General features: G+C 70.4%; 27 protein-coding genes and 1 tRNA gene. 18 read left to right on the top strand and 10 right to left on the bottom strand.

The window, feature by feature from the left end:
- Positions 1 to 10: 10 nt before the first annotated feature.
- Positions 11 to 880, bottom strand: coding sequence for a 4,5:9,10-diseco-3-hydroxy-5,9,17-trioxoandrosta-1(10),2-diene-4-oate hydrolase (gene hsaD, locus WFK95_RS12315; RefSeq protein ID WP_224645382.1), 870 nt, complete (start codon positions 878 to 880; stop codon positions 11 to 13).
- Positions 881 to 882: 2 nt separating this feature from the next.
- On the bottom strand, positions 883 to 2,058 hold the full coding sequence (hsaA, locus tag WFK95_RS12310; protein ID WP_224645383.1) for a 3-hydroxy-9,10-secoandrosta-1,3,5(10)-triene-9,17-dione monooxygenase oxygenase subunit: 1,176 nt from the start codon (positions 2,056 to 2,058) through the stop codon (positions 883 to 885).
- Positions 2,059 to 2,218: 160 nt separating this feature from the next.
- Here hsaA and WFK95_RS12305 point away from each other — a divergent pair, with 160 nt between their 5' ends.
- From WFK95_RS12305 to WFK95_RS12275, 7 genes are all read left to right on the top strand, one after another.
- Positions 2,219 to 3,682 carry an FAD-dependent oxidoreductase gene (locus tag WFK95_RS12305; protein WP_336670888.1) on the top strand — a complete coding sequence of 488 codons (1,464 nt, stop codon included), beginning with the start codon at positions 2,219 to 2,221 and terminating at the stop codon, positions 3,680 to 3,682.
- Between the two features lie 236 nt (positions 3,683 to 3,918).
- Complete coding sequence (locus WFK95_RS12300; protein ID WP_336670887.1) at positions 3,919 to 4,362, top strand: hypothetical protein; 444 nt, start codon at positions 3,919 to 3,921, stop codon at positions 4,360 to 4,362.
- 173 nt (positions 4,363 to 4,535) lie between these two features.
- Complete coding sequence (kstD, locus tag WFK95_RS12295; RefSeq protein WP_336670886.1) at positions 4,536 to 6,257, top strand: 3-oxosteroid 1-dehydrogenase; 1,722 nt, start codon at positions 4,536 to 4,538, stop codon at positions 6,255 to 6,257.
- On the top strand, positions 6,254 to 7,426 hold the full coding sequence (locus WFK95_RS12290; RefSeq protein ID WP_224648545.1) for a Rieske 2Fe-2S domain-containing protein: 1,173 nt from the start codon (positions 6,254 to 6,256) through the stop codon (positions 7,424 to 7,426). The genes kstD and WFK95_RS12290 overlap by 4 nt, the downstream gene beginning before the upstream one ends.
- A gap of 4 nt (positions 7,427 to 7,430) precedes the next feature.
- On the top strand, positions 7,431 to 7,751 hold the full coding sequence (locus WFK95_RS12285; protein ID WP_224648543.1) for a hypothetical protein: 321 nt from the start codon (positions 7,431 to 7,433) through the stop codon (positions 7,749 to 7,751).
- Positions 7,752 to 7,766: 15 nt separating this feature from the next.
- Positions 7,767 to 8,849 carry a ferredoxin--NADP reductase gene (locus tag WFK95_RS12280; RefSeq protein ID WP_336670885.1) on the top strand — a complete coding sequence of 361 codons (1,083 nt, stop codon included), beginning with the start codon at positions 7,767 to 7,769 and terminating at the stop codon, positions 8,847 to 8,849.
- Positions 8,850 to 8,880: 31 nt separating this feature from the next.
- Entirely contained in the window at positions 8,881 to 9,738 is an 858-nt protein-coding gene (locus WFK95_RS12275; protein WP_336670884.1) for a MaoC/PaaZ C-terminal domain-containing protein, read from the top strand.
- Between the two features lie 118 nt (positions 9,739 to 9,856).
- On the opposite strand, the gene WFK95_RS12270 is transcribed toward WFK95_RS12275, so the two are convergent.
- Both WFK95_RS12270 and WFK95_RS12265 read right to left on the bottom strand, forming a co-directional pair.
- Positions 9,857 to 10,267, bottom strand: a complete 411-nt coding sequence (locus WFK95_RS12270) for a nuclear transport factor 2 family protein (protein ID WP_336670883.1) — start codon at positions 10,265 to 10,267, stop codon at positions 9,857 to 9,859.
- A gap of 8 nt (positions 10,268 to 10,275) precedes the next feature.
- Positions 10,276 to 11,142 (bottom strand): TIGR03619 family F420-dependent LLM class oxidoreductase, encoded by an 867-nt coding sequence (locus WFK95_RS12265; RefSeq protein WP_336670882.1) that lies wholly within the window; start codon positions 11,140 to 11,142, stop codon positions 10,276 to 10,278.
- Between the two features lie 99 nt (positions 11,143 to 11,241).
- Here WFK95_RS12265 and WFK95_RS12260 point away from each other — a divergent pair, with 99 nt between their 5' ends.
- From WFK95_RS12260 to WFK95_RS12240, 5 genes are read left to right on the top strand one after another with little or no spacing between them, the layout of a single operon-like run.
- Positions 11,242 to 13,521, top strand: coding sequence for an acyl-CoA dehydrogenase (locus tag WFK95_RS12260; RefSeq protein WP_336670881.1), 2,280 nt, complete (start codon positions 11,242 to 11,244; stop codon positions 13,519 to 13,521).
- Positions 13,518 to 14,516, top strand: a complete 999-nt coding sequence (locus WFK95_RS12255; RefSeq protein WP_336670880.1) for a bifunctional MaoC family dehydratase N-terminal/OB-fold nucleic acid binding domain-containing protein — start codon at positions 13,518 to 13,520, stop codon at positions 14,514 to 14,516. Before WFK95_RS12260 ends, WFK95_RS12255 begins: the two co-directional genes overlap by 4 nt.
- Entirely contained in the window at positions 14,513 to 14,929 is a 417-nt protein-coding gene (locus WFK95_RS12250; protein ID WP_304941285.1) for a MaoC family dehydratase, read from the top strand. Before WFK95_RS12255 ends, WFK95_RS12250 begins: the two co-directional genes overlap by 4 nt.
- Positions 14,926 to 16,098 (top strand): lipid-transfer protein, encoded by a 1,173-nt coding sequence (locus WFK95_RS12245; protein ID WP_336670879.1) that lies wholly within the window; start codon positions 14,926 to 14,928, stop codon positions 16,096 to 16,098. Before WFK95_RS12250 ends, WFK95_RS12245 begins: the two co-directional genes overlap by 4 nt.
- Positions 16,099 to 16,101: 3 nt before the next feature.
- The gene (locus WFK95_RS12240) at positions 16,102 to 16,728 is read left to right on the top strand and encodes a PaaI family thioesterase (RefSeq protein ID WP_224648509.1); all 627 of its coding nucleotides are present in this window, start codon (positions 16,102 to 16,104) and stop codon (positions 16,726 to 16,728) included.
- Positions 16,729 to 16,792: 64 nt separating this feature from the next.
- Here WFK95_RS12240 and WFK95_RS12235 read toward each other — a convergent pair whose 3' ends face one another.
- Positions 16,793 to 17,512: a hypothetical protein gene (locus WFK95_RS12235; protein ID WP_336670878.1), complete on the bottom strand. Its 720-nt coding sequence runs from the start codon at positions 17,510 to 17,512 to the stop codon at positions 16,793 to 16,795.
- A gap of 158 nt (positions 17,513 to 17,670) precedes the next feature.
- The gene (locus WFK95_RS12230; RefSeq protein ID WP_224648505.1) at positions 17,671 to 18,153 is read right to left on the bottom strand and encodes an SgcJ/EcaC family oxidoreductase; all 483 of its coding nucleotides are present in this window, start codon (positions 18,151 to 18,153) and stop codon (positions 17,671 to 17,673) included.
- Between the two features lie 275 nt (positions 18,154 to 18,428).
- Between WFK95_RS12230 and WFK95_RS12225 the strand changes: the two genes are divergently transcribed.
- The 6 genes from WFK95_RS12225 to WFK95_RS12200 all read left to right on the top strand — a co-directional run bounded on the left by WFK95_RS12225 (position 18,429) and on the right by WFK95_RS12200 (position 21,820).
- The gene (locus tag WFK95_RS12225) at positions 18,429 to 19,349 is read left to right on the top strand and encodes an SPFH domain-containing protein (protein ID WP_224648493.1); all 921 of its coding nucleotides are present in this window, start codon (positions 18,429 to 18,431) and stop codon (positions 19,347 to 19,349) included.
- Positions 19,349 to 19,603, top strand: a complete 255-nt coding sequence (locus WFK95_RS12220) for a hypothetical protein (protein WP_224648491.1) — start codon at positions 19,349 to 19,351, stop codon at positions 19,601 to 19,603. The genes WFK95_RS12225 and WFK95_RS12220 overlap by 1 nt, the downstream gene beginning before the upstream one ends.
- A gap of 88 nt (positions 19,604 to 19,691) precedes the next feature.
- Positions 19,692 to 20,684, top strand: coding sequence for an ABC transporter substrate-binding protein (locus WFK95_RS12215; protein WP_336670877.1), 993 nt, complete (start codon positions 19,692 to 19,694; stop codon positions 20,682 to 20,684).
- 142 nt (positions 20,685 to 20,826) lie between these two features.
- Positions 20,827 to 21,180: a hypothetical protein gene (locus WFK95_RS12210; RefSeq protein ID WP_224648486.1), complete on the top strand. Its 354-nt coding sequence runs from the start codon at positions 20,827 to 20,829 to the stop codon at positions 21,178 to 21,180.
- Positions 21,177 to 21,677 carry a DinB family protein gene (locus WFK95_RS12205; protein WP_336670876.1) on the top strand — a complete coding sequence of 167 codons (501 nt, stop codon included), beginning with the start codon at positions 21,177 to 21,179 and terminating at the stop codon, positions 21,675 to 21,677. The genes WFK95_RS12210 and WFK95_RS12205 overlap by 4 nt, the downstream gene beginning before the upstream one ends.
- Positions 21,678 to 21,747: 70 nt before the next feature.
- Positions 21,748 to 21,820: transfer RNA gene (locus tag WFK95_RS12200), tRNA-Thr, on the top strand.
- Between the two features lie 56 nt (positions 21,821 to 21,876).
- On the opposite strand, the gene WFK95_RS12195 is transcribed toward WFK95_RS12200, so the two are convergent.
- The 4 genes from WFK95_RS12195 to WFK95_RS12180 are packed head-to-tail and all read right to left on the bottom strand — an operon-like array spanning position 21,877 to position 26,085.
- Positions 21,877 to 23,103: an oxidoreductase gene (locus tag WFK95_RS12195; RefSeq protein ID WP_336670875.1), complete on the bottom strand. Its 1,227-nt coding sequence runs from the start codon at positions 23,101 to 23,103 to the stop codon at positions 21,877 to 21,879.
- A 5-nt stretch (positions 23,104 to 23,108) separates the two neighbouring features.
- Positions 23,109 to 23,873, bottom strand: coding sequence for an acetoacetate decarboxylase family protein (locus tag WFK95_RS12190; protein ID WP_336670874.1), 765 nt, complete (start codon positions 23,871 to 23,873; stop codon positions 23,109 to 23,111).
- Positions 23,870 to 24,670: an SDR family oxidoreductase gene (locus WFK95_RS12185; protein ID WP_336670873.1), complete on the bottom strand. Its 801-nt coding sequence runs from the start codon at positions 24,668 to 24,670 to the stop codon at positions 23,870 to 23,872. The genes WFK95_RS12190 and WFK95_RS12185 overlap by 4 nt, the downstream gene beginning before the upstream one ends.
- Entirely contained in the window at positions 24,667 to 26,085 is a 1,419-nt protein-coding gene (locus tag WFK95_RS12180; protein WP_336670872.1) for a flavin-containing monooxygenase, read from the bottom strand. The genes WFK95_RS12185 and WFK95_RS12180 overlap by 4 nt, the downstream gene beginning before the upstream one ends.
- Positions 26,086 to 26,217: the final 132 nt, after the last annotated feature.

The following is a 26,217-nucleotide window of genomic DNA, read 5'->3' as shown; positions in this document are numbered from 1 at the left end:
TTTCTCCTTGTCAGCCGGCCAGGAAATCGGCCGTGAGCCGGTTGAACTCGTCGAACTTCTCGAGCTGCGCCCAGTGGCCGCACTGCCCGAAGACGTGCAGCTGGGCGCGCGGGATCTGCTTGAGCGCGAGCAGGGCACCGTCGAGCGGATTGACCCGGTCCTCGCGGCCCCAGATCATGAGCACGGGCTGGCGCAGCTTGTAGGCGTCGCGCCAGAGCATGCCCTTCTCGTAGTCCGCGGACGCGAAGGATTTGCCCATGGCCTTGAACGCGGCGATCGCCTCGGGGTCGAGCGCGAGCTCGAAGCGCTCCTCGACGAGCTCGGGCGTGATCATCTTCTGGTCGAAGACCATGATCCGCAGGAAGTCCTCGAGCCGCTCCTTGCTGGGAGCGGCGTAGAACTTCTGCAGGGTGCGCAGGCCCTCCGTGGGGTCCGGCGCGAAGGTGTTCACGCTGAGGCCGCCCGGGCCCATGAGCACGAGCCGGCCCGCCCGCTCCGGGAAGTCGAGAGCGAACCGCACCGAGGTGCCGCCGCCGAGCGAATTGCCCACCAGGTGTACGCGTCCCGTGATGCCCAGCGTGTCCAACAGGCCCGCGAGCGCCGTCGCGCTGTGCACGAAGTACTGCGGGTGCTCGGTCGGCTTGTCGGACCGGCCGAAGCCCGGCTGGTCGACGGCGAGCACGTGGAAGCGCTGCGCCAACACCGGGATGTTGCGCCCGAAGTTGCTCCACGAGGAGACGCCGGGGCCGCTGCCGTGCAGCAGCACGACGGTGCCGTTGGCGCGGTTCTCCTCGCCGGCCTCGTGATAGTGCAGCGTGAGGCCGGCCGCCGTGGTGGCGAACTTCCCCTCCTTGAGGACGTCCACGTCCGTGTCCGGCATGCCTAGACCATCCCGTCCATGACGGGCAGGCCGAACTCGCCGGTGCCGAACATCTTGTAGGCGCGCTCGGGATCGTTCGCGGCGTGCACCCGGCCGGCGTGGGCGTCGCGCCAGAACCGCTGGATCGGCGTGCCCTCGGCCAGCGCGCGGCCGCCCGAGTTCTCGAACATGCGGTCCACGGCGAAGATCGCCCGCTCGGTGCCGCGCACCTGGTCGCGACGGACCTTGAGGCGCAGGTTGAACGGGATCTTCTCGCCGGCCTTGACCAGCGCGTACTCCTCGTTGATGTTGGAGATCAGCTGGAGCCACGCCGCGTCGATCTCGCTGCCCGCCTCCGCCACGCGGACCATGGCGAACGGATCCTCCTTCGCGGACTCGCCCGCGTAGGCGGCGCGCACACGCTTGCGCTGATGCTCGACGTGGGCGTCGTAGGCGCCCTGCGCCATGCCGATGATCGGGGCGGTGATCGTGGACGGGTGCACCGAGCCGAAGGGCAGCTTGTAGAGCGGGCTGGTGTTGACCTCCTGGCCCGGCCCCTTGCACTTGCTGACCAGCTGGAAACTGAGGGCGCGGTGCGCCGGGACGAAGACGTCGTCCACCACGATGTCGTTGCTGCCGGTGCCGCGGAGGCCGACGGTGCGCCACACGTCGTTGATCGTGTAGTCACTGATCGGCACGAGGTAGGTCAGGAAGTCGACCGGCTTGCCATCCTTGAACGCGGGGCCGCCGAGCAGCGCCCAGGTGCCGTGGTCGCAGCCGGAGGAGAAGCTCCACTTGCCCGAGAGGCGGTAGCCGCCCTCGACGATCTCCGACTTGCCCATCGGGGCGTACGACGAGGAGATCAGCGTGTCCTGGTCCTCGCCCCACACCTCCTGCTGCGCGCGGTCGTCGAAGAGGGCCACGTTCCACGGGTGGATGCCGAGGATCGAGGAGACCCAGCCGGTGGAACCGCAGGCGCTCGCCAGCATCTTGACCGCGGTGTAGAACGCCACCGGATCGGCCTCGAAACCGCCGTAGCGCTTCGGCTGCAGCAGGCGGAAGAAGCCGCTCTGCTGCAGCGCCTTGATGGACTCGGCCGGGATCCGGCGCGCGTCCTCCGTCTCCTGCGCCCGGTCCCGGAGGGTGGGCAGCAGCTCCGCCACCTCAGCCAGCACCGCGTCGACGCTCTGATCGCTCATCTTTCCTCGCCTCCTGAAGACCCTCTGGCGAACCCCGAAGCCCGCCGTTGGAATCGATACTAGAACACGTTCTCATTTTCTGACGCGAAACGCTACATCAAAGGTTCGGATCCACCTATCTTGCTGTTGTAACCGGTTTCGAGACCGTCCGAGGAGAGCCATGCCCGAGAGCCGCCGCCCCGTCCCCGCCGCCGACGTTCCGACCTGGGATCTGGAGGCCGACGTGGTGATCGCCGGGTACGGCATCGCGGGCGTCTGCGCCGCGATCGAGGCGGCCCGCGCCGGCGCCGACGTCCTCGTCCTCGACCGCACCGGCGGTTGGGGCGGGGCGGCCGCCCTGTCCGGCGGGTGGATCTATCTCGGCGGCGGCACCCCGCTGCAGCGAGCACTCGGCTTCGAGGACAGCGCCGAGAACATGGAGACCTTCCTGACCGCCGCGCTCGGGCCCGGCGTCGACAGGGCGAAGATCCACGCCTACGCCCACGGCAGCACCGAGCACTACGACTGGCTGACCGGCTGCGGCGTGGTCTTCAAGGAGGAGTTCTGGGGCGAGCCCGGCTGGGAGGTGCCGCACGACGAGGGGCTCGGCTTCTCCGGCGGGGAGAACGCCGCACCCTTCAGCACGATCGCGGCGCCCGCGCCCCGCGGGCACGTCCCGCAGATGGCGGACAAGCGGACGGGCGTGCGCGGGGCGGGCTACATGCTGATGAAACCGCTGGTCGAGACCGCGGAGGCGCTCGGGGTGCGCGCCGAGTACGACGTCCGCGCGCGGGCACTGGTGACGGGCCCGGACGGCCGGGTCGAGGGCCTCGTCGCCCGCCGGTTCGGCACGGACCTGCACGTGCGGGCCCGACGGGGCGTCGTCCTCGCCACCGGCAGCTTCGCCTACAACGCGGAGATGATCGAGACCTACGCGCCGCGGCTGATCGGGCGCCCGGCCGCGGCGATCGAGGAGCACGACGGGGCCGGGATCCTCATGGCGCAGGCCGCGGGCGCCGCGCTGGCCCACATGGATGCGACCGAGGTCGCCTTCTTCGGCGACCCCCAGATGATGGCCCGCGGGATCCTCGTCAACGGCCGCGGCCAGCGGTTCATCGCCGAGGACACCTACGGCGGGCGGATCGGCCAGGCCGTGCTGATCCAGCAGGACAACGCGGCGTACCTGGTCATGGACATGGACGCGCACGAGGAGGCGCTCGCCACCGAGACCTCGACGCCCTACTTCCGGCAGCCGCCGACCTGGGCCGCCGAGACGGTCGCGGAGCTCGAGTCCGACATGGGCCTCCCCGCCGGCGCACTGACCGGCACCGTCGACACGTACAACCGGCACGCGGAGAACGGCACCGATCCCCTCCTGCACAAGAAGCAGCAGTGGGTGCGGCCGCTCGCCGGGCCCGTGGCCGCCTGGGACATGCGCGGCTTCACCGCCGGATTCACCCTGGGCGGGTTGCGCACGGACGTCGAGGCGCGGGTGCTGCACGTCGACGGTGCGCCGATCCCCGGCCTGTTCGCGGCCGGACGGTGCACGTCGGGGGTGTGCGCGGGCGGGTACGCCAGCGGGACGAGCCTCGGCGACGGGAGCTTCTTCGGTCGTCGCGCGGGCATCGCAGCCGCAACCGGATAGCGGTTCGCTTTGCAGTAACCCGCGCTCCTGTTGCCCTTCGACCTGGACGTTGTCGCGATCGCGAACGAATTCGGCGATCCGCGTTCGCGGACCACGGACACGGGATCGAATTCGCTGTGTGCCAACCACACTCGCGCTGGTGCGGTTCTCCCGAAACAAGCCGCGGGCTGCGAAGATGGTGCGATGACTGCGACAGCGTCCGCCGCGTCCGCGAGCAACCGGGACCGGTGCACGACATGACCCACCGGGTGAACTCCTCGAGCTCCGCACGCCTCGGCGGCTTCACCGGCCGGGTGCTCGCGATCGCGGCCGCGACGGCACTCTGCGTCGCGGCGATCGCCGTCAGCGTGAGCATGTGCAGCGGCCCGTCGACCGACCCGCGGCCCGTCGTGGCACCGTCGGGTTCGCTCAGGTCGACCGAGATCGCGCCGAGCGCCTCCCCGTCGTCCACGGCACCGTCGAGCCCGGCGCTCGCGAGCACGACCGCGCCGTCGGCGCCGAGCCCCACCCCTCCGCCGACGACCGTCGCGCCGCCCGAGCCCGTCACCACCGCGCCCGCGCCCGTGCGGACCGCGCCGCGGGTCACCACTCCGGCCCCGACGCCGCGGTGCACGCCGCAGCCCAAGTGGGTCTTCCGTCCCAGTACCGGGACCTACGAGCGGATCACCATCCCCTGCTGATCGCCTGACGATCGACCTCCTCGGCGGCGGCGCCCGCGTGGCGCCGCGGCCCGATCACCGCTGAACCCTGGCGAGTGAAACGTGTTCTAGTCTATGCTGCAGTTGTAGCGCGTACCTGCTGCCCATCGGCGCAGGTGAGGCTAGAGAACTTGTTTCATCAGCGAGGAGAGTCGATGACGGCGGAGACCACCGAATACGACGTGATCGTGGTGGGTAGCGGCGCAGCGGGCATGACCGCCGCGCTCAAGGCGGCGGACAGCGGGCTCAGCGTGCTGGTCGTGGAGAAGGCGGCGCACTACGGCGGGTCCACCGCCCGCTCCGGCGGCGGAGTCTGGGTACCCGGCAACGAGTCGCTGATGAAGGCCGGGATCAAGGACACCCCCGATGAGGCGCGCAAGTACCTGCACTCCATCATCGGCGACGTGGTGCCGGCCGAGCGGATCGACACCTACATCGACCGCGGCCCCGAGGTCATCTCGATGGTGCACCGGATGAGCCCGCTGGAGCTCACCTGGGTGCCGGGCTACTCCGACTACTACCCGGAGGCGCCGGGCGGCCGGGCGCACGGCCGCTCCTGCGAGCCGAAACCCTTCGACGGCAAGCAGCTCGGCGACGAGCTGAAGAACCTCGAGCCCGACTACACCAAGGCCCCCATGAACCTGGTGGTCACGCAGGCCGACTTCAAGTGGCTCAACCTGATCATGCGCCACCCCAAGGGGCCGCTGCGCGCGCTCCGGGTGGCCGGTCGCTACTACGGCGCCCGGGTTCGCGGCAAGCACCTGCTCGGACGCGGCCAGGCACTGATCGCCGCGCTGCGCGTCGGCCTGCAGCGCGCGAACGTGCCGCTGTGGCTGAACACCTCCCTCGTCGGGCTCACCGAGGAGGACGGCCGGGTCACCGGCGTCACCGTAGACCGCGACGGCACGCAGGTGCACCTCACCGCCCGGCGCGGCGTGATCCTGGCCGCCGGCGGCTTCGAATCCAGCGCTGAAATGCGCGCGCAATACCAGCGCGCCCCCATCGGCACCGAGTGGACCAACGGCGTCCCCGCCAACACCGGCGACGCGATCCGCGCGGGAGCGGCCGTGGGCGGCGCCCTCGAGTTCATGGACGACGCCTGGTGGGGCCCCTCCATCCAGCTGCCGAAGATGGCCTGGTTCGCCCTGTCCGAGCGCTCGCTGCCGGGCAGCGTCATGGTGAACACCGCGGGCGAGCGCTTCGTCAACGAGTCCGCGCCCTACGTGGAGGCCGTGCACGCGATGTACGGCGGCCGGTACGGCCAGGGCGAGGGCCCGGGCGAGAACGTGCCGTGCTGGCTGGTCTTCGACCAGCGCTACCGCAACCGCTACATGTTCGCCGGCCAGCCCCCGCGTCAGCCGCTCCCCAAGCGCTGGTACGAGTCCGGCAACATGGTCCGCGCGAACAGCCTGGCCGAACTGGCCGAGAAGATGGACGTCCCGGCGGAGGCGCTGACCGCCACCGTCGACAAGTTCAACGGCTTCGCCCGCGCCGGGCGCGACGAGGACTTCCACCGCGGCGAGAGCGCCTACGACCACTACTACGGCGACCCCCGGAACAAGCCGAACCCCAGTCTCGCCGAATTGACCACCGGGCCGTTCTACGCTGCACGTATGGTCCCCGGCGATCTCGGCACGAAGGGCGGCCTGCGCACCGACGTCGCGGGCCGGGTCCAGCGCGCCGACGGCACCGTCATCGACGGCCTGTACGCCTCCGGCAACACCAGCTCGCCCGTCATGGGCCACACCTACGCGGGCCCCGGCGCCACCATCGGCCCCGCCATGGTCTTCGCCTACCTCGCAGTCGAGGACATGGCGGGTAAGGAATCGATCCCCGCGGCGGCAGCCCCCGTCCGCGCGGAAGAGGAGATCGCATGAGTACTGAGACCGAGGCGACAGCCCGCCTCATCGACAGCGGCACGGCACCCACCCGCTACGCCCGCGGCTGGCACTGCGTCGGCCTGCTAAAGGACTTCGCCGACGGGAAGCCCCACTCCGTCGAGGCCTTCGGCACCAAGCTCGTGGTCTTCGCCGGCGAGGACGGCAAGATCAACGTCCTCGACGGCTACTGCCGGCACATGGGCGGCGACCTGACGCAGGGCACCGTCAAGGGCAACGAGATCGCCTGCCCGTTCCACGACTGGCGCTGGGGCGGCGACGGCAAGTGCAAGGCCATCCCGTACGCCAAGCGCGTGCCGCTGCGGGCCCGCACCCGCACGTGGCCCACCATGGTCGAGAACGACCAGCTGTTCATCTGGCACGACGTGGAGAACTCCAAGCCGCCTGCGGAACTGGACATTCCCAAGATCGACGGTGACGTCGACGGGCCCGAGTGGTCCAACTGGGTGTGGAACGAGATCATCATCGAGGGCAGCAACTGCCGCGAGATCGTCGACAACGTGGTCGACATGCCGCACTTCTTCTACATCCACTACGGCCTGCCCACGTACTTCAAGAACGTCTTCGACGGGCACATCGCCTCGCAGTACCTGGATACCAAGGGGCGCAACGACGTCACCGACATCGGGCTCTCCGGCGGCGACGACGTGCTGCTCAAGTCCGAGGCGCACTACTTCGGGCCGTCGTACATGATCAACTACCTGCACAACGACTACAAGGGCTTCCAGATCGAGAACATCTTGATCAACTGCCACTACCCGATCGATCAGCACTCGTTCAAGCTGATGTACGGCGTGAAGGTCAAGAAGCTGCCCGGTTTCGACGACGAGAAGTCCGACTACCTGGCCGGCAAGTTCGCCAAGAACGTGGGCCTGGGCTTCCTGCAGGACGTGGAGATCTGGAAGAACAAGACCCGCATCGACAACCCGCTCCTGTGCGAGGAGGACGGCCCCGTCTACCAGCTGCGCCGGTGGTACGAGCAGTTCTACGTCGACGCCGCCGAGGTCTCCGAGGACATGACCCAGCGCTTCGAGTTCGAGATCGACACCACCCACGCCGTCGAGGCGTGGGAGGCCGAGGTCGCGCAGAACATCGCGCGCCAGGAGTCCGAGAAGGCCGCCGCGGACGCATCCGGGGCAGGGGCCTGATCCCATGTCCCCCACGGTGACGATGTTCGGCGAGCCGGTCGTGCTGCCGTCGACGGTGTCCGATCGGGAGGGCTTCCTCACCGACGGTTTCACCCCGCTGAACTGCGGCACCTGCGGCGTCGCGGTGCAGGTCCGCAAGAACAGCCGGGAGCACACGTCGATCCAGTGGTGCGGTTCCGCGCGCGAGTGCACGGTCTTCGCCACCGACGGTGCCGGGTCCGCCCTGCGGGCCACCTGCCCGCGCCTGATGGAATCGATCACGCGCGCCGCGAAACTCGGCGAGGTACCCGTGCCGACGGACGTCGCTCCGCCGGACACCGACTAGGAGAGTGACGAAGAAGTGAGCATCCACCGACTACTCGTCGCCAAGGTGGTCTCGGAGACGCACGACGCGCACTCCATCGAGTTCGAGGTGCCCGCCGAGCTGGCGGATCAGTTCACCTACAAGCCGGGCCAGTTCCTCACGCTGCGCGTGCCGAGCGACGAGACCGGCTCGGTGGCGCGCTGCTACTCCCTGTGCAGCGCGCCCCACGACAGCGGCCCCCTGCGGGTGGCCGTCAAGCGCACCGCGGACGGCTACGCCTCGAACTGGTTGTGCGACAACGCCACCCCCGGCATGGAGGTCGACGTGCTGGTGCCCGCGGGCATCTTCACGCCGAAGTCCGTCGACGTGGACATGCTGCTCTTCGCGGGCGGCAGCGGCGTCACGCCCATCCTGTCGATCCTGCGGTCGGTGCTGGAGACCGGCACCGGCTCCGTGACGCTGATCTACGCGAACCGCGATGCGCAGTCGGTGATCTTCGCCTCCGCGCTCGCCGAACTGACGCGCACGTACCCCGACCGCCTTGTCGTGGTCCACTGGCTGGAATCCGTGCAGGGCCTGCCGAGCGCCGCCAACCTCGCCGCGCTCGCCGCTCCCTACGCCTCCCGCGAGGTCTTCGTGTGCGGCCCCGGGCCGTTCATGGACGCGGTCTCCGAGGCCATGACCTCGCTCGGCAAGGGCCGCCGCGAGGTGCACATCGAGAAGTTCCGCTCCCTGCCGCGCAACCCCTTCGAGGTGGAGGCCGCGCAGGAGGAGGCGGAGGAGAAGGCCGCGATCGCCGAGGCGGAGGATCTGCCCGTCGACGACGCACCGGCGCCCGCGGACGACGGGGGCACCGTCACCGTCGAGCTGGACGGGACGACCACCGAGCTCGCGTGGCCCGCCGAGAAGAAGCTGCTGGACGTGATGCTCGAGGCCGGCCTCGAGGCGCCGTACTCCTGCCGCGAGGGCGCGTGCAGCGCCTGCGCCTGCCGCATCGTCGAGGGCGAGGTCGAGCTGGCCCACAACGAGGTGCTCGACCAGGAGGACCTCGACGACGGGCTCATCCTGGCCTGCCAGTCGATGCGCCGCACCCCGTCCGTGCACATCACCTACGAATAGCCCGTCACCGTCCTACTGCCTAGGGAGATCCATGCCCATCGACCCGTCGGTCGCGATCGGTGCCGAGCTCGGCACCGCCGAGTTCTCCTGGAGCACCTCCGACGTGCTGCTCTACCAGCTGGCGCTCGGCGCGGGGGCGGACCCGCTCTCGACCCGCGAGCTGCGCTACGCCACGGAGCAGGACATCGTCGTGCTGCCGACCTTCGCGACCGTGGCGCAGAACTTCCACGCCACCGAGCCGCCGAAGGTCTCGTTCCCCGGCGTTGAGATCGACCTCGCCAAGGTGGTGCACGGCAGCCAGTCGGTCACCGCGCACCGTCCGCTGCCCGCCTCCGGCACCGCGGTGGCCCGCACCCGGATCAGCGACGTGCACGACAAGGGCAAGGCCGCCGTGATCTGGCAGGAGACCGAGGTGGTCGACGGGGCCGGAGAGCCGCTGTGGACCGCGCGGTCGTCCATCTTCGCCCGCGGCGAGGGCGGTTTCGGCGGGGAACGCGGGCCGTCGGAGAAGGTCGAGCTGCCCGAGCGGGACGCCGACGTCACCGTCGACGTGCCGACCCTGCCCCAGCAGGCGCTGCTCTACCGGCTGTGCGGCGATCGCAACCCGCTGCACTCGGATCCCGCGTTCGCGAAGGGCGCGGGCTTCGACGCGCCGATCCTGCACGGGCTGTGCACCTACGGCATCGTCGCCAAGGCCGTGACCGATGCGGTGGTGGACGGCGACGCCTCCGCGGTGGGCTCCTGGTCGGCGAAGTTCGCCGGGATCATGCTGCCGGGCGAGACGCTGCGCGTGCGAATCTGGCGCGACGGCGATCGCCACCTGGTGACCGCGGAGTCGGTGGAACGAGCCGCCCCCGTGCTCGCGGACGCGGTGTTCACCGCGCGCTGAGCCGGCTCCCGTTCCACACCACTGACCCGTCCGTGAATCCACGGCTGAGGTGAACAGACAGCCAGATCTGGCCTCCTGTCGAGCTGAGCCGTGGATTCACAGACCGGGGACCGAGTGTTCAGACCGGGCGAGCGGTGGCCATGGCGCGGTCGACCTCCCAGAAGGCGCGGAGCGCCTCGATCTTCCCCGCGTCATCGACCTTGTAGGTGAAGACGCCCTCGGCGTCGATGACGTGCCCGCCGATGACCGTGCGGATGAGGCCGGTGAACGCCACCTCGTTGCCGCAGGCGAAGCCGTCGTCGAAGAGGAACTCCAGGGACTCCGCGACGCCGATGGTCTTGTCGTAGAAGGCCGCGATCTCTTCGCGACCGTGGTGTCCCTTGCCCTCGGGGTCGAAGCCGGAGGGGCCGACGGGGTCCTCGACCACGCAGTCGGCGGCGAACAGGTCGAGCCACTCCTCCTTGCGGTGGCCGCTCGCGGCGGACTGGGAGGCGCGGCCGGCCAGCACTGCGGGGTGATCGTCCTTCATGAGGCCTCCTAGAACTTGCTGATGACGGAATCGGCGTAGCGGCGCAGGTGGTCGATCTTGGGCTGCAGCGGCTCGGTGTCCGGGCCCAGCTGGTAGGGCAGCCGGAAGCCGACGATCACGTCGGTGACGCCCTTGTCCTCGAGCCGCTTGATGCCGTCCACGGTGTAGGCGTCCAGGGAGATCACGTGGATCTCGAACTCCTTCTTGTCGTGCTCGGCGCGGAGCTCGTCGATCCGCGCGAGCATGCGGTCGAGCTCCTCGCCGTCGCCGCCGGCGTGCATCCAGCCGTCGCAGAGGCGCACCGCGCGGCGCAGCGCAGCGTCGGCGTGGCCGCCGACCAGGATGGGCAGCGGCTCCGTGGGCACGGGGGCGATCTTGATGGACGGGATGTCGAAGAACTCGCCGTGGTACTCGAAGTACTCACCGGTCGAGAGGCCCTTGATGATCTCGATGCACTCGTCCATGCGCTTACCGCGGCGCTCGAAGGGCACGCCCATGATCTCGAAGTCCTCGGGCCACGGGCTGATGCCCACGCCGAGCGAGAAGCGGTTGCCGCTGAGGGAGGCCAGCGACGCTGCCTGCTTGGCGACCAGCACCGGCGGGCGGATCGGCAGCTTCAGGACGAAGGGCGTGAAGCGGAGGGTCTTCGTCGACGCCGCGAGTGCCGAGGCGAGCACGAAGGTCTCGACGAACTCCTTGCCGTCGAGGAACTCCCGGCTGCCGTCGGGGGTGTACGGGTACGTCGAGTCCGAGACCTCGGGATACGCGATGCTGTCGGCGACGCACATGCTGTGGTAGCCGGCCTCCTCCGCCGCCTGCGCGAGCGGGACGTAGTACGACGGATCCGTCATCGCCTCGGCGTACGTGAATCGCATGGTCACCCTTTCGTCGAACTGCTTGCGAGCGTTCACTCCACTTGCTAAAAATAGAACACGTTTCACCGTTTGTACGCGGTATCGAGATCAGGAGTGCGCGTGGACTTCCGTCCGGACGAGAACCAGGTGGCCGTCGCCGGCCTCGCGGCCGACGTGCTGGGGCACGCCGCCGCGCGCGAGAGCGGAGGCGCCGAGACCGGGGACGCCTGGCGCGCGACATGGGCGGACCTCGCCCGGGCCGATCTCCTCGGCCTCCCCGCCCCCGAGAGCCTCGGCGGCGCCGGACTCGGCGCCGAGGAGGTGGCCGCCGTGCTCACCGAGGCCGGCCGGCTCGCGATCGCCGCCCCGCTGCTCCCCGCCCTCGCGCTGGGCATCCTGCCCGTCGCGACGCACGGCACCGTCGAGCAGCGCGAGCGGCTCCTGCCCGCCGCCCTGACCGGCGACGAGCTGATCGTGGGCGCGCTGGGCGAGGCCGGGGCCGCCGTGCCGTCGGCACCGTCCACGCGCGCCGTGCGCACCGCGAGCGGCTGGGCGCTGACCGGCCGGAAGGTGGCCGTCGGGTATGCGCAGCACGCCACGCACCTCCTGGTCAGCGCCGCCACCGACGACGGCGCCGCGGTCTTCGTGGTGCCCGCGTCCGCGCCCGGCGTCACCGTCTCCCCCAGCCCCACGTCCGCCGGGACGCCGGAGGGCACCGTCGACCTCGCCGGTGTCGAGGTGCCGGCCGAGGCGGTGCTGGGCGGGTCCACCGACGGGACCGTCGCGCAGGCCGTGCGCGAGTGCGGGCTGGCCGGCGCGGCCGCCGTCGCCGACGGTGCGCTCGCCGGGGCCCTCGCGCTCACCGTCGACCACCTGCGCAAGCGCGAGCAGTTCGGGCGCCCGCTGGGCGCCTTCCAGGCCGTGGCGCAGCAGATCGCCGACGTCTACATCGCCTCCCGCACGCTGCACCTCGCCGCGGTCTCGGCTGCGTGGCGGATCGGCACCGGCTCGCCGGCCGAGGAGGCCACCGCGCTCGCGGCGCACTGGCTGGCGGCGGAGGCACCGTCGGCCGTGCGGACCTGCCACCACCTGCACGGCGGCATCGGCGTGGACGCGACGTACCCGCTGCACCGGTTCTACTCGGCGATCAAGGACCTCACCCGGTTCGTGGGCGGCGTCCCCCAGACGGTGCGGGCGCTGGCCACCGCGCACCGCGACGACGCGACGAGCGCGGACGAATCGGGCCGCTTCCTCGCCCTCACCACCGCGCAGCGCGCCCTGCAGGCCGAGCTGCGCGACTACTTCTCGACCCTGATGACGCCGGAAGAGCGCACCGCGATGCTGGTGCAGCGGCACGGCGACGTCTTCCGGGACGTGGTGCTGCGCATGGGCCGCGACGACCGGCTGGGCGTCGGCTGGCCCACCGAGTTCGGCGGCAAGGGCTTCGGGCCGATCGAGCAGTACCTGTTCGTCAACGAGGCCTCCCGCGCCGACGTGCAGCTGCCCTCGGTGACGCTGCAGACCGTCGGGCCGACGCTGCAGGCCTTCGGCACCGAGGAGCAGAAGGCGAAGTTCCTGCCGAAGATCCTCTCGGGCGAGGTGCATTTCGCGATCGGTTACACGGAGCCGGAGGCGGGCACCGACCTGGCGTCGCTGCGCACCACCGCGGTCCGCGACGGCGACCACTACGTGGTCAACGGGCAGAAGATCTTCACCACCGGCGGCCACGACGCCGACTACGTGTGGATGGCCGTCCGTACCGATCCGGATGCGCCCAAGCACAAAGGCATCTCGATCCTCATCCTGGACACGAAGGACCCCGGCTACAGCTGGACGCCGATCATCACGGCCGACGGCGCGCACCACGTGAACGCCACCTACTACAACGACGTCCGCGTCCCGGTGGACATGCTCGTCGGGGTGGAGAACGAGGGCTGGAAGCTCATCACCACCCAGCTCAACCACGAGCGGGTCATGCTCGGCCCGTCGGGCCGGATCGGCGCGCTCTACGACCGGGTCGACGCCTGGGCCCACGAACAGGAGCTGTTGGGCGTGCCCGACGTCGCGGAGGCGCTCGCCCGCGTGCGCGCCGCGGAGCTCATCAACGAGCTGCTCAACTGGCAGGTCGCGGCCGCGGAGGCCGGCGGCCCCGTCGACGTGGCGGACGCCTCCGCCACCAAGGTCTTCGGCTCCGACCGGATCCAGGGCCTGACCGCGCTGCTCGAGGAGACCGTCGGGACGCACGGCGACCCGGCCGAGCCGGCCACGGCCGAGCTGCTGCACTGGCTCGACGTACAGGCCAAGCGCCACCTGGTGCTCACCTTCGGCGGCGGCGTCAACGAGATCCAGCGCGAACTGATCGCCCTCATGGGCCTGCAGCTGCCGCGGGTGCCGCGATGACCGCGCCCGACACGACGGCGGACACGACCGCGGCCGTGCTCGCCGCGGCGGAACGCATTCGCGCGCTCGGCGATTCCGCGCCGCGCGCCGGCCGGGATCCCGTGAACCAGCCGATGATCAACAACTGGACCGAGGCGATCGGCGACGCCAACCCGCTGTACTCGGACCCCGCGTTCGCGGAGCAGTCGGTGTTCGGCGGGCCCGTGGCGCCGCCCGCGATGGCGCAGGTGTGGTCGATGCGCGGGCTGCACGGGGTGCGGGCCGACGACGACCCGATGGGGCTGATGTCCGCCGCACTCGACGACGCCGGCTTCACCTCCGTCGTCGCCACCAATTCCGACCAGACGTACCACCGGCACGTGCGGCCGGGCGAGGTGATGACCTCCTCTTCTCGGCTCGAGGACGTGGTGGGCCCCAAGAAGACCGGGCTCGGCGAGGGCTGGTTCTTCACCACCCGGACGCTGTGGCGCGTGGGCGAGGAGGTCGTCGCCGAGATGACCTTCCGGATGCTGAAGTTCCGCCCGCCGTCGGCCGACGCGCCGTCGGAGGGCACCGTGCCCGATGCCGGGCCGAGCGGCCGGATCGTGGACGCCTCCGCCTACGCGGGCGGCGTACTGCGGCCCGTGATCTCGCGCGACACCGCCTTCTACTGGGACGGCGCCAAGGCCGGGGAGCTGCGGATCCAGCGCTGGGGCGACACGCTCCGCCACCCGCCGGGTCCGATGGACCCGGGCGGCGACCTGGGGCTCGTCCCCGATTACGTGGTCTCCCCCGGCACCGGCACCGTCTTCAGCTTCGTGGTGCACCACCACCCCAAGGTCCCCGGCAAGCGCCTCCCCTTCGTGGTGGCGCTCGTGGAGCTCGACGAGGGCGTGCGCGTGCTCGGCGAGCTGATCGACGTGGATCCCGCCGCCGTCGAGATCGGCATGCCCGTGCGGAGTGTGTTCCTGCGCGTCGACGACGACCTGACCCTGCCCGCCTGGGAGGCACGATGACGTACCCCACCACCCTGCGCGCGGACGCGGTCACCGTCGGGACCGCGCTGCCGCCCATGACGATCCACGCGAGCACCACCTTCGTGGCGACCACGGCCATCGCGACCCGCGACTTCCAGGACGTGCACCACGACCGCGACGCGGCGCACGCCCGCGGTAGCAAGGACATCTTCGTCAACATCCTCACCGACAACGGCCTGGTCCAGAAGTACGTGACCGACTGGGCGGGCCCGGAGGCCTTCGTGCGGAACATCTCCATCCGGCTCGGCGCGCCCTGCTACGCCGGCGACACACTGCACTTCTCGGGCGCGGTCACCGCGGTCGACGGTGCCGCCGTCACCATCGCCGTGACCGCGAAGGACAGCCTGGGTGACCACATCTCGGGCACCGCGACCGTGGTGCTGCCGGCATGAGCGGGCTGAGCGGCAGGGCCGCGATCGCCGGTATCGGCGCCACCGAGTTCTCCAAGGACTCCGGCCGCAGCGAGTTGCGCCTGGCGGTGGAGTGCGTGCGGGCGGCGCTCGACGACGCCGGCCTCACGCCGCAGGACGTCGACGGCCTGGTGACCTTCACGATGGACACCAACTCCGAGATCGCCGTGGCGCGCGAGCTGCGGATTCCCGAGCTGAAGTTCTTCAGCCGCATCAACTTCGGCGGCGGCGCCGCGGCTGCGACCGTGCAGCAGGCGGCGATGGCCGTCGCGACCGGCGTCGCCGACGTGGTGGTGGCCTACCGCGCCTTCAACGAGAGGTCCGGGCACCGCTTCGGACAGGTCTCGAACGCCGCCGCGCAGCAGGTGAACACGAACGGCATCGACAACGCCTTCCACTACCCCGCCGGGATCGCCACCCCGGCGGCGACGGTCGCGATGGCGGCGCGCCGCTACATGCACGACTTCGGCGCCACCAGCGAGGACTTCGGCCGGGTCGCCGTGCTCGACCGGGCGCGGGCCGCGACCAACCCGAAGGCCTGGTTCTTCGGCAAGCCGGTCACGCTGGAGGAGCACCAGGCGTCGCGGTTCGTCGCCGAGCCGCTGCACCTGCTGGACTGCTGCCAGGAGTCGGACGGCGGTGTGGCGCTGGTGATCACGAGCGCCGAACGCGCCCGCGACCTGAAGCAGACTCCCGCGGTGATCGCCGCCGCGGCGCAGGGCAGCGGACCCGACCAGTACGTCATGACCAGCTACTACCGCGACGGGCTCACCGGCCTGCCCGAGATGGGCGTCGTCGGCGGGCAGCTGTGGGCGCAGGCGGGGATGGCACCGTCGGACATGGACCTGGCCGTGCTCTACGACCACTTCACCCCCTACGTGCTCATGCAGCTCGAGGAGCTCGGCTTCTGCGGGCGGGGCGAGGCGCCGTCGTTCCTGGCGGCCGGGACCGGCGAGCTCGACGGGGCCCTGCCGCTGAACCCGCACGGCGGACAGCTGGGCGAGGCGTACATCCACGGGATGAACGGCATCGCCGAGGCGGTACGTCAGCTCCGCGGAACGGCCGCCAATCAGGTCGCCGGCGCGGAGCGGGCCGTGGTCACCGCCGGGACCGGGGTTCCGACCAGCGGTTTGGTCCTGAGTAAGGTCTGACGGATGAGCGACTCGGATTCGGACAAGGTGGACCTGCGGAGCGAGATCCCGCGATTCCGAGAGGCCACGCCGCCGCCCGCGTTCGGCGACTTCGTCGAGAACATGCGGCGCCTGCAGGACCTCGCGGTGTGCGTCGACGCCCCCGACGAGGTGTACGCGGCCGCGCGGGACAGAGCAGCCGAACTCGTCGAACTGCTGGCGCCGTACGCGGCGCGGGAGGGCAAGGGGCCCGCGAACCGCAGCATGTCGCTGCCCGGGCGCGGCAGCCTGCTGATGCCGCCCTTCCACGTCGAGAAGTTCGACGAGGAGTCCGTGGTCGCCCGCGGCGTGCTGCGCCGGTACCACCTGGGCGGCGGCGGCGTCGCGCACGGCGGCGTGCTGCCGCTCATCTTCGACGACAACTTCGGCAACGTCGTCTACGCGGCGAAGCGGCCCATCAGCCGCACCGCGTACCTGCACGTGAACTACCGCAAGGTGACGCCGCTCGACGTGCCGCTCGTCATCGAGGGCAAGGTCGACCGGGTGGACGGGCGGAAGACCTTCATCACCGCGCGCCTCACCGAGGAGGACGGCACCCTGCTCGCCGACGGCGAGGGCCTCATGGTGCAGCTCCTGCCCGGCCAGCCCTGACCCGCAATCCCTGACACGACGAACGGCGCGGCCCCTCGGGTCCGCGCCGTTTCGTGTGGAGCCGCTACTTGCCGGACAGGGCGGCGTCCATGCCGCGCACGTCGCTGATCTTCCAGTCCTGCTTGGTGTCGATCGTGAGCGTGTAGGTGGCCGTCGACGGGATGCCCTCGGGGCGCTGCGTGCTCTTGGTGATCATGTTGACGAAGACGTTGACCGTGATCAGGCCGTCCTTGGTGGACGCGACGATCGTCCCGAGCGGCGTCGCGGTGGACTGCCACTGCAGCGGCACGACGACCTGCTCGAACTGCGTGGACGCCTCGCGGAGCTGGTTCGCGAGCTCGTCGGTGGTGCCGGCCGTGAGCGCGGTGCGCCACGCGGCCAGGTTCTGGTAGTCGATGGTGGCGGCGCCGATCGCGTACTTCTTCGCGATGTCCTCGGCGCGCGCGTCCGTCTCCTGCGTCGCGGTGACGGCGGCGAGCTGATCGCGCGCGTCGTCCCGGTCGGACGCGGCCGACTGCCAGAGGAAGCCGAACGCCGTGGCGGCCACGGCGAGGAGCACGACGACGGCGGACAGCGCCAGCATGAGCGGCGTGACGACGATGCCGCGCGGCGCCTCGTCGGCCTTCTCCGCCGCCGGGCGGGCCTTCGCGGCCTTCGGCGCGGGAGCCTTCGTAGTGGTGATCTTCGCCGTGGTCTCGGCCGCCTCGGTCTCGCTCGCGCCGGCGCCGGGCTCGTCGACGGACTCGACGGTCACGTCGTCGGTCTCGGGCTGTGATGTCGCCATGGTGCTACCCCTCTCCCGCAGCGCCGTCGGAAAAGCCCAGGCAGGACAGCTCGACGCTCACGGTCTCGTGGGCAGAACTGTAACACGTTCCAGTTTCGCGGGGGCCGTTCGCGCGCGATTGCGCGAGCGGGACGTCACCGTCGAACGACGACCGAAGGCTACCCGGCGCGCCGGTGCTGCGCCGCCGGATCGTCGAAGACGGCCGTGGACTGCGCGGCGGCGATGCGCCAGGCACCGTCGTCCTTGGACAGCACGTACAGCGGCGCCGCGTCCGGGACCGCCGGGTGCGGCGCACCGTCGGGCCCCAGGGGCCGGACCCGGACGCTGACCGCGGCCACGTCGGGGCGGATGAACAGGACCCGCTCGACGACGTAATCGGCGGCGCCGCGCGCCATCGAGCCGTGGACCGTGCGCGCGAGGAAGGCGTCGATCGCGGCGCGGCCGTGCAGGCGGCGTCCGTGCGCCGTGGTCCAGACCGCGTCGTCGCGGAACAGCGAGCGCACGCGCGGGACGCTGCCCGCGCGCTGCGCCTCGAGCACCTCGGAGACGAAGTCCACGATCGCCGTGGCGTCGCCGGGCGCGCCGTCGCCGAGGATGTCCGGAAGGTCGCGGGCAGGGTTCCGCGAGAGGTCGTCAGCCATGCCTCCAGGCTCGCTTATCAACCCCGGTTGAGGTCAAGCCTTCGGTTCAGCGCGATTCGATCGGAAGACGGTCGACGCGGCGGTAGTACAGCTCGTTGACCAGGCGCAAGAGCAGCAGCACGCCCGTCACGATCAGCAGGAAGGTCATGGCTCGGAACGCTATTACCGGCCCCGTCCGGCGGGAAGGGCCGTTGACGGGACCCTGACGCGTCCTTGACGTCGCGAACGAAAAACTGATATCACTTACTTAAGTGATATCAGAATAAGGAGGGGTGATGACAGGCATCGTTCAACCCGAGGACACCCAGGTGGCGATCACGGAGCGGGCAGCGTGGCACGCCGGGGCCGGCGCCGCGGTAGCCGCGTTCTTCGGCTTCCTCGCGCTCATCGCCGGGGCCGTCGGCCTCGTCGTGCTGTCGATCTCGGCGAAGGCGCCGGCGCTCATCGTGGTCAGCGTGCTGCTCGGCATCGCGGCACTGCTGCTCATCAGCATGGTCGTCGTGGTCGCGCCCGGGCACACCCTGGTGGTGCAGCTCTTCGGCCGGTACGTCGGCACCGTGCGCACCCAGGGCCTCGGCCTCGTGCTGCCGCTGACCACGCGGCAGCGGGTCTCGGTGCGCGTGCACAACTTCGAGACCGCCGAGCTCAAGGTCAACGACTCGACCGGCAACCCGGTGAACATCGCGTCGATCATCGTGTGGCAGGTCGCGGACACGGCACGCGCCACGTTCGCGGTGGAGGACTACGAGGAGTTCATCGTCTCGCAGGCGGAATCGGCCCTGCGGCACGTGACCACGAGCCACCCGTACGACGCCGACGACGCGGTCGCCGGCGCGACGTCGCTGCGCGGGTCCACCGATCAGGTGGCCGCGGAGCTGGCCGAGCAGGTCGCCGCCCGCGTCGAGCTGGCCGGCCTGGAGATCCTCGAGGCCCGCATCTCGTCGCTGGCCTACGCCCCCGAGATCGCGCAGGCCATGCTGCAGCGGCAGCAGGCCTCCGCACTGCTCGCGGCCCGCGAGAAGATCGTCGAGGGTGCCGTCGGCATCGTCGAGAACGCGCTCACCCGGCTCGAGGACAACGGCACCGTCGAGCTCGACGACGACCGGCGCGCGGCGATGGTCTCGAATCTGCTGGTGGTGCTGTGCTCCGACAGCCGCACCACCCCCGTCGTGAACACGGGGAGCCTGTACAGCTAGTGGGCTCGACCGACTCCCCCGAGCGCCCCGCCGCGGGCGACCGTCCGGAGCGGGGCCGCAAGGCGGTCCCGCTCCGGATCGATCCCGCCGTCTATCAGGCGCTCGCGAAATGGGCCGCGGACGATCTGCGCAGCGTCAACGCGCAGATCGAGTTCCTGCTGCGCCGGGCGCTCGATGACGCGGGCCGGATGCCGCGGAAGGCGCAGCCGATGCGCGGCCCCGGGCGGCCACCTGCAAACCCTGACCAGCGCTAATCACTGTTGTCTCATGCAGTAAGGCGAGCGTAACCTTCCCTCTCGCGATCCTCGCGATGCCCGCGGGGAGGAAGGAAACCCCGAACCCATGAAGCTCCCCCTGGCGCGCGTGACGCTCGCCGCGCTCACGATCGGCGCGCTCACCGCGTGCGGCAGCGGCGCACCGTCGGACACGGCGACCGGCAGCAGCGCGGCCGCCGGCGGATTCCCGCGGACCGTCGAGCACGCGATGGGCAGCACGACCATCCCGAGCCAGCCGCAGCGCGTCGCCGCGCTGGACGCCTCCTTCACCGACGCGACCCTGATGCTCGACACCAAGGTGGTCGCGTTCACCGAGTACAACACGTTGGGCAGCAAGCTCCCCGACTACCTCGGGGCGTCCGCGACGAACTACGGCGCCGAGGCGCAGAGCGTGGGCAAGCTGGCCGCGCCGTCGCTCGAGAAGATCATCGCCACCAAGCCCGACCTCATCGTGAGCGCCAAGGTGCGGCACGCCAAGGAGTACGCGCAGCTCACCGGCATCGCGCCGACGGTCTTCAGCGAGACCACCGGCCCGACGTGGAAGGACAACATCCGGCTGCTGGCGAAGGCCCTCGGCAAGGAGACCCTCGCCGACCAGCGTCTCGCCGAGTACGAGGCGCAGGCACGCCGCGTCGGTGACGCGGTGAAGGCCAAGTCCGGGCCCGACACCACGATCTCGGTGGTCCGCTTCCTCGACGGCCCCACCCGGCTCTACGCGAAGAAGTCCTTCTCCGGCATCGTGCTGCAGGACGCCGGCCTGGCGCGGCCGGCGTCGCAGAACATCGACGAGTTCATGACCGAGATCAGCGCCGAGCGCATCCCCGAGGCCGACGGCACGAAGATCTTCGTGACCACCAACGGCGACAAGGGCGTCGACTCGCTCAACACCTACCGGCAGAACCCGCTGTGGGCGCCGCTCGAGCCGCGGACCGTGGAGGTCAAGGACGCCGAGTGGATGAGCGCCGTGAGCGTGCAGGGTGCGTACCACATCCTCGCGGACATCGCGAAGGCCTTCGACGTGCCCGGGCCCGCGATCCCCTCCTGGATCTCGGGGAAGTAGTCCGACGGTGCCGGGGCGGGCGTACGGTCCGCCCCGGCGCCTATGACATCGTGACCGCACGTGACAGATCGGACATCGTCAGGCCGGTCATCGGCACTCGCCGGCGCGACGCCAGGGGGCCGGCGCTCAGTAGCATCAGGGCATGACGACGGTGCCCATCCTCGCGGAAGCCGGTTTGAGCGAATGCGCGCGGATGCCCGAGGTCCCCATGTGCAAGGAACTCAACGACGAGATGTTCCTGGTGTTCCTCCTGATCATCGGACTGCCTGCTCTGCTCATCGCCATGGCCGTCTGGATTCTCTCCGCTCGCAGCGCGACGGCATCGATCCGGCCCACCGCGATGTCGCCCCGCCGGAAGCGGGCATGGAGTAGGGCGTCCTGGATGGTCCCGGTACTCGGCCCCATCGTCTGGGGGATCCGGCAAGTTGTGGCGCCTGCGCCACTGGCACCGCCTCCTGACGCCTGGTCACCGTCGCCGCGGGAGCGGGTGCGATGACGCAGCCGACCATCGGGCGCACGACCCTCGACGCGCAGATACGCGAACAGTTCGAGACCTTCCTCGACGAGCACCGCGCCAGGCTCGCCGCGACGCTCGACGGACTCACGGAGGAGGAGGCGCGAGCCTCACTCGTGCCGTCGCGCACCACCTTGCTGGGCCTGGTGAAACACGGCGCGTTCGTCGAAAAGGTGTGGTTCGACTCCGCACTCACGGGCCGGACGCGCGCAGAGATCGGCATCCCGGAGAACCCCGACGAGTCGTTCATCCTCATCGACGCCGACGACATCGCGTCGGTGCGCGCCACCTACGCCGACGTGTGCGCCGCATCGCGCAGGGCGACCGCCGACCTCGCGCTCGACGACGTCCTCCCCGGACACCGTCTCGGCCCTCTACCGCTGCGGTGGGCCTACCTCCACGTCCTGCGCGAGCTGGCGCAGCACCTCGGGCACGCCGACATCCTCCGGGAGCAGGTACTGGCGAGACGTACCAGCTGAGCGGTGCATTTGGTGGTCGACGGGGCGGTCAGTACACTTGGTCCTCGGTCACGCATCCGTGCGGGGCCACGCTGCCTTAGCTCAGTCGGTAGAGCGCTTCACTCGTAATGAAAAGGTCGCGAGTTCGATTCTCGCAGGCAGCTCACGAGAAACGCCAGGCCGGACGACACGTCCGGCCTGGCGTTTCTGGTTTCTCGGGCTACCGCGGGATGGACATCTGCTTGCCGGCGGCGACCGTGATGCGCGTCAGCGACTGGGCGAGCGTCCGGATCCCGGGGCGGCGCTGCGGGGTCTTGCCTGCGGCGATCTTGTGCAGCTGGTTGTTGTGCCAGGCCAACTCGAGGTATCCGTTCGCGGGCCGATACCCCACGCGCGGCGCGCTCTTGGGGAGCGCGGGGGCGTGACAGTCGAGCAGGTGTCGCGGGTAATCCGGGACGAAGGTGAGCGGTCGTCCCACGCCGATCACGTCGACGACGCCGGCGCCGAGGATCTCGTCCATGACGGCGGGGTCGCGGAGGCCGCCCGTGAGCATGATCGGCACCGTCGAGGCGGCGCGGATCCGCTGCGCGAAGTCGAAGAAGTAGCCGCGCCCATCCGCCCCCGTGGCCTGTCCCGCCGCGACACCCGTCATGGCGGGCTGTTCGTAGCCCCCGCCGCTGATCTCGAGCAGGTCGATACCGGCCTCCCCCAGGGTGAGCGCCACGGCGAGCGCCTGCTCGGAATCGAAACCACCGCGCAGGAAGTCGGTCGCGTTCAGCTTGACCGAGACGGGGACGCCGTTGCCGACGGCGGCGCGCACCGCCGCGACGGTCTCCAGGAGCGCCCGCATGCGCCGAGTCTCGTCGCCGCCCCACTCGTCGTTGCGCTGGTTGGACAGCGGCGAGAGGAACTGCGAAAGCAGGTAGCCGTGGGCGGCGTGCACCTGCACTCCGTCGAAACCGCCTGCCACGGCCAGCTCGGCGGTCCGGGCGTACTTGGCGATCATGTCGCCGACCTCGCTCGACGAGAGCTCCCGCGGCTTGCGGATGTTGTAGCCGGGCACCGTGCTGCGTCGTGCCGAGGGGGCGACGGGGCGACGATCGAACGGCGAGACCGCGACCTTGCCCGGGTGGTTGATCTGGGCCCAGATCTTGGCGTCGGTGCCCGACGTGGCGCCCGTCCAGGCGCGGATCGCCTCCAGGCCGCGGGCGTCGTCGAGGATCACGTTGCCGGGCTCGGTGAGGGCGTCCCGATCGATCATGATGTTCCCCGAGAGCAGCAGGCCGGCGCCGCCGCGGGCCCAGACGGCGTACAGGCGGCGGAGCTCGTCGCTCGCGGTGCCGTCGCGCTTGGCCAACTGTTCGCTCATGGCGGCCTTGGCGATGCGGTTAGAGATGGTCTGCCCACAGGGCAGGACCAGGGGTTCGGACAGGAGGGATTCGGTCATGATGCTCACAGCACTCTCGGTCGCAGGCGGGTCAGGGAGAACAGAGGGGTCAGGGGGCGCAGCGGGATCGGGGGGATCCCGGCCGACAGATCCACCCGATGCAGGCGGGCGTCGACGACCTCGCCGAGGCCCATCCGGTCGATGGGGTCGCGATCCGACCCGGCGATGCGGAACTCGTCGAGGTGCACCGCGCGGGTCTCGATCGGATGCTCGCCCGGTGTGAATCCGACGATCCGGGGCACGGCCACGCCGAGGGTCCCGGTCACGTTGCGGTGCGGCCGGCCGAGGATTGGCGGTGCGCCCTCGATCACCTCCCCGAGGCGGCCGCTCATGGCGATCACCTCGGTTCCCCGGCGGGCGGCCTTAGCGGAGATGCAGGGCTCCTCGAGGTTCCACTCGATCTCGCCGAGCTTCTTCGGATAGCCGAGCAGCTCGCGGCCGAGGATGAGGGCGACGTCGTCGTCGAGGATCATCCACGGACAGTGGATACCGGTGCGCCCGCCGATCGTCTTGATGTGGACGAAGATTCCGGCCTCGTGATACACCGAGCCGTAGGTGCAGTCCGGAAACCAAGCGGTGAAGACGTCCGCGCGCCCCGGGGTCACCGCGTGGACGCCCGCGGGGAGCCAGGACTGCATCGTCGGCACGTCGACCTCGACGGTCGCGGTGAAGTAGTGCGCGTCCCGGTACAGCATGCCGCGCGGGGGCGCGAGCTCGAGCACCTGCCGCACGCTGCCGCGCAGGCTGTACTCCGATCCGCGGCCCCTCATCGGAGATCCCCGTAGGCCTTGCGGAGGATCGGGTTGAGGATGGTGCGCGGCGCGTACTTGCCGCCGAAGTCCTGCAGCTTCGCGGTCGCGCCCGGAACCACCCGGCGGCGACCGGCGGCGGCGCCGCGGACGGCGGCCTCCGCCGCGGCTTCCGCGGTGACCCAGGCGAAGCCGGGGAGGCGCTGCTCGATGGCGCCGAGGTTCGAGACCTCGGCGAACTCCGTTCGCACCGGCCCCGGGGCGAGCAGCGTGCAGGTGACGCCGGTGCCCGCGAGCTCGCCGTGCAGCGATTCGGAGAGGGCGTTCGCGAAGGCCTTGCTCGCCGCGTAGGTGGCGTTGTTCGGGCTGGGCTGGTTGCCGGCGGTCGAGCCCGTCACCAGGACCACTCCCGAGCCGCGGGCGACCAGGGCGGGCAGGAGGCCGACGAGGATGTCGTGGACGGCTACCACGTTCAGCTCGACCTGCTCACGCTCCCGGTCGGCGTCCAGCTCGACGATGCTGCCGTAGGTGGCGAAGCCGGCGTTCAGGCAGAGCCCGCTGACCTCCACGTTGCTGAGGCGGCGGATCAGCTCGGCGCGTTGGGTCGCGTCCGCCAGGTCGCAGGGCTCGACATCGACCTGCACCACGTAGCGGCCGGCGAGCCGCTCAGCGAGGGCCCGCAGCCGATCCTCACGGCGCGCGACGAGGATCAGGGAATACCCGCGGCGGGCGAAGGACTCGGCGAGCGCCTCACCGATTCCGCTCGAGGCGCCGGTGACGACGATCCGGGAATCCGGTGTGGGAGTGGGAAGACTCATGACGGGATGCTCTCCTTGGGTGTGGAATCGACACGCGCGGCGTGCTGGGGCGCGGCGGCCGGTGGGGTCGGATCGAGCGGGACGGGTGCGGTGAACGGCTGCGGCGCGGACGACTGCGGAGCAGGGGCCCGGAGCCCGGGAGTCTGAGGGCGGAGCACCGACTTCGCCACCAGCAGTCGTATCGCCTGGCGCAACAGCCGGACGCGGCCGAGGATCTCCGCCGAGCCGGCGAGCATCGTCGAACGCGCCGGAATCCAGCGAGCGACGACATCGGAGAGCGGCTCGGCGAAGTGTGCCTGCGCCGGGATCGCCTCGGCGAGGAAGGCGGAGCCGTGCGAGATGATCCGTCCCGCGCCGGAACGCGGGGCAACGAGGCCCATCAGGTAGAGGTTGGCGAACCGGGGCGCGAGCACGTGCTCGATCAGCAGCGGATCGCCGTTCTCCCAGACGAACATCGACTCGTCGAGCATGGGGAATCGCGTGCGGAACCCGGTAGCCCAGACCAGGGTGTCGTAGTCGGCCGAGGTGCCGTCGGTGAAGTGCACCGTGGCACCGTCGAACCGTTCGATCTCGGGCCGCGGCCGCACCTTGCCGTGCTGGAGCGCGTACATCAGTGAGGTGTTGACGGTGACGTCGCGGGTGAACAGCTTGTGGTCGGGCCGCTGGAGGCCGTAGCGCTTGTAGTCGCCGTAGCTCAAGCGCAGCATCATCTTGAAGCCCGCGCGCTGCAGGGTCATCGGCCACCACACCCGGTCGAGTTCGGAGACCGGGATGCCGAACATGGCCTTGGGAATGAACCAGTAGCCGCGGCGCATGGAGATATCGGCCGTTCCGAAGGTCGCCGATGCCTCGACGGCGATGTCGCTGGCGGAGTTGCCCGCGCCGACCACCAGCACCCGGCCGCCCCCGGCGAAGTCCGAGGGCCGCTTGTAGTCCTTCGAGTGCAGTTGCGTGCCGGTGAACTCGCCCGGGTACTGCGGCAGGTTGCGCTCCCAGTAGTGGCCGTTCGCCACGACCACGGCGCGGTAGCGTCGCACCTCGCCGGAGGCCAGCTGCACGATCCAGCCCGCCATGCCGTTGGCGTCCACGGGACGGACGTCGACGACCTCGGTGCTGAACTCGATGTGCTCCGCGAGCCCGTAGTGATCGACGTAGGACTGCAAGTAGGCCAGCATCTGGGCCCGGCTGGGGAAGGTCGGGTAGTCGGCGGGCATGGGCAACTCGACGTACTGGGTCGACGACTTCGAGCTGATCAAGTGTGTCGAGTCGTAGACCCCGTGCGACCAGTTGCCGCCGATCCGGTCGGTGGCCTCGATCTGGTCGTAGGGCACTCCGGTCCGCTTCAGGGCGCCGGCGACACCGTTTCCGACGTAGCCGGCCCCGATCACGCAGACGCGATCACTTCGGTTGTCCACTGCACCAACTCCTCGTTCGATGAGCCGAACACCGTTCGGCCGTATCCGGCGGATCCGGGCGTGGGAGTCGTGATATCGACCGATCTCCCAAAGTTACATTCACTGTAGCTACAGACAATGTAGCTTCGATCG

It is taken from the genome of Tsukamurella sp. USMM236, from assembly GCF_037148755.1.
In the GTDB taxonomy this organism is placed as follows: domain Bacteria; phylum Actinomycetota; class Actinomycetes; order Mycobacteriales; family Mycobacteriaceae; genus Tsukamurella.
Note: the sequence above shows the minus strand (reverse complement) of the source record. Positions and strands in the feature narration are given on the sequence as shown.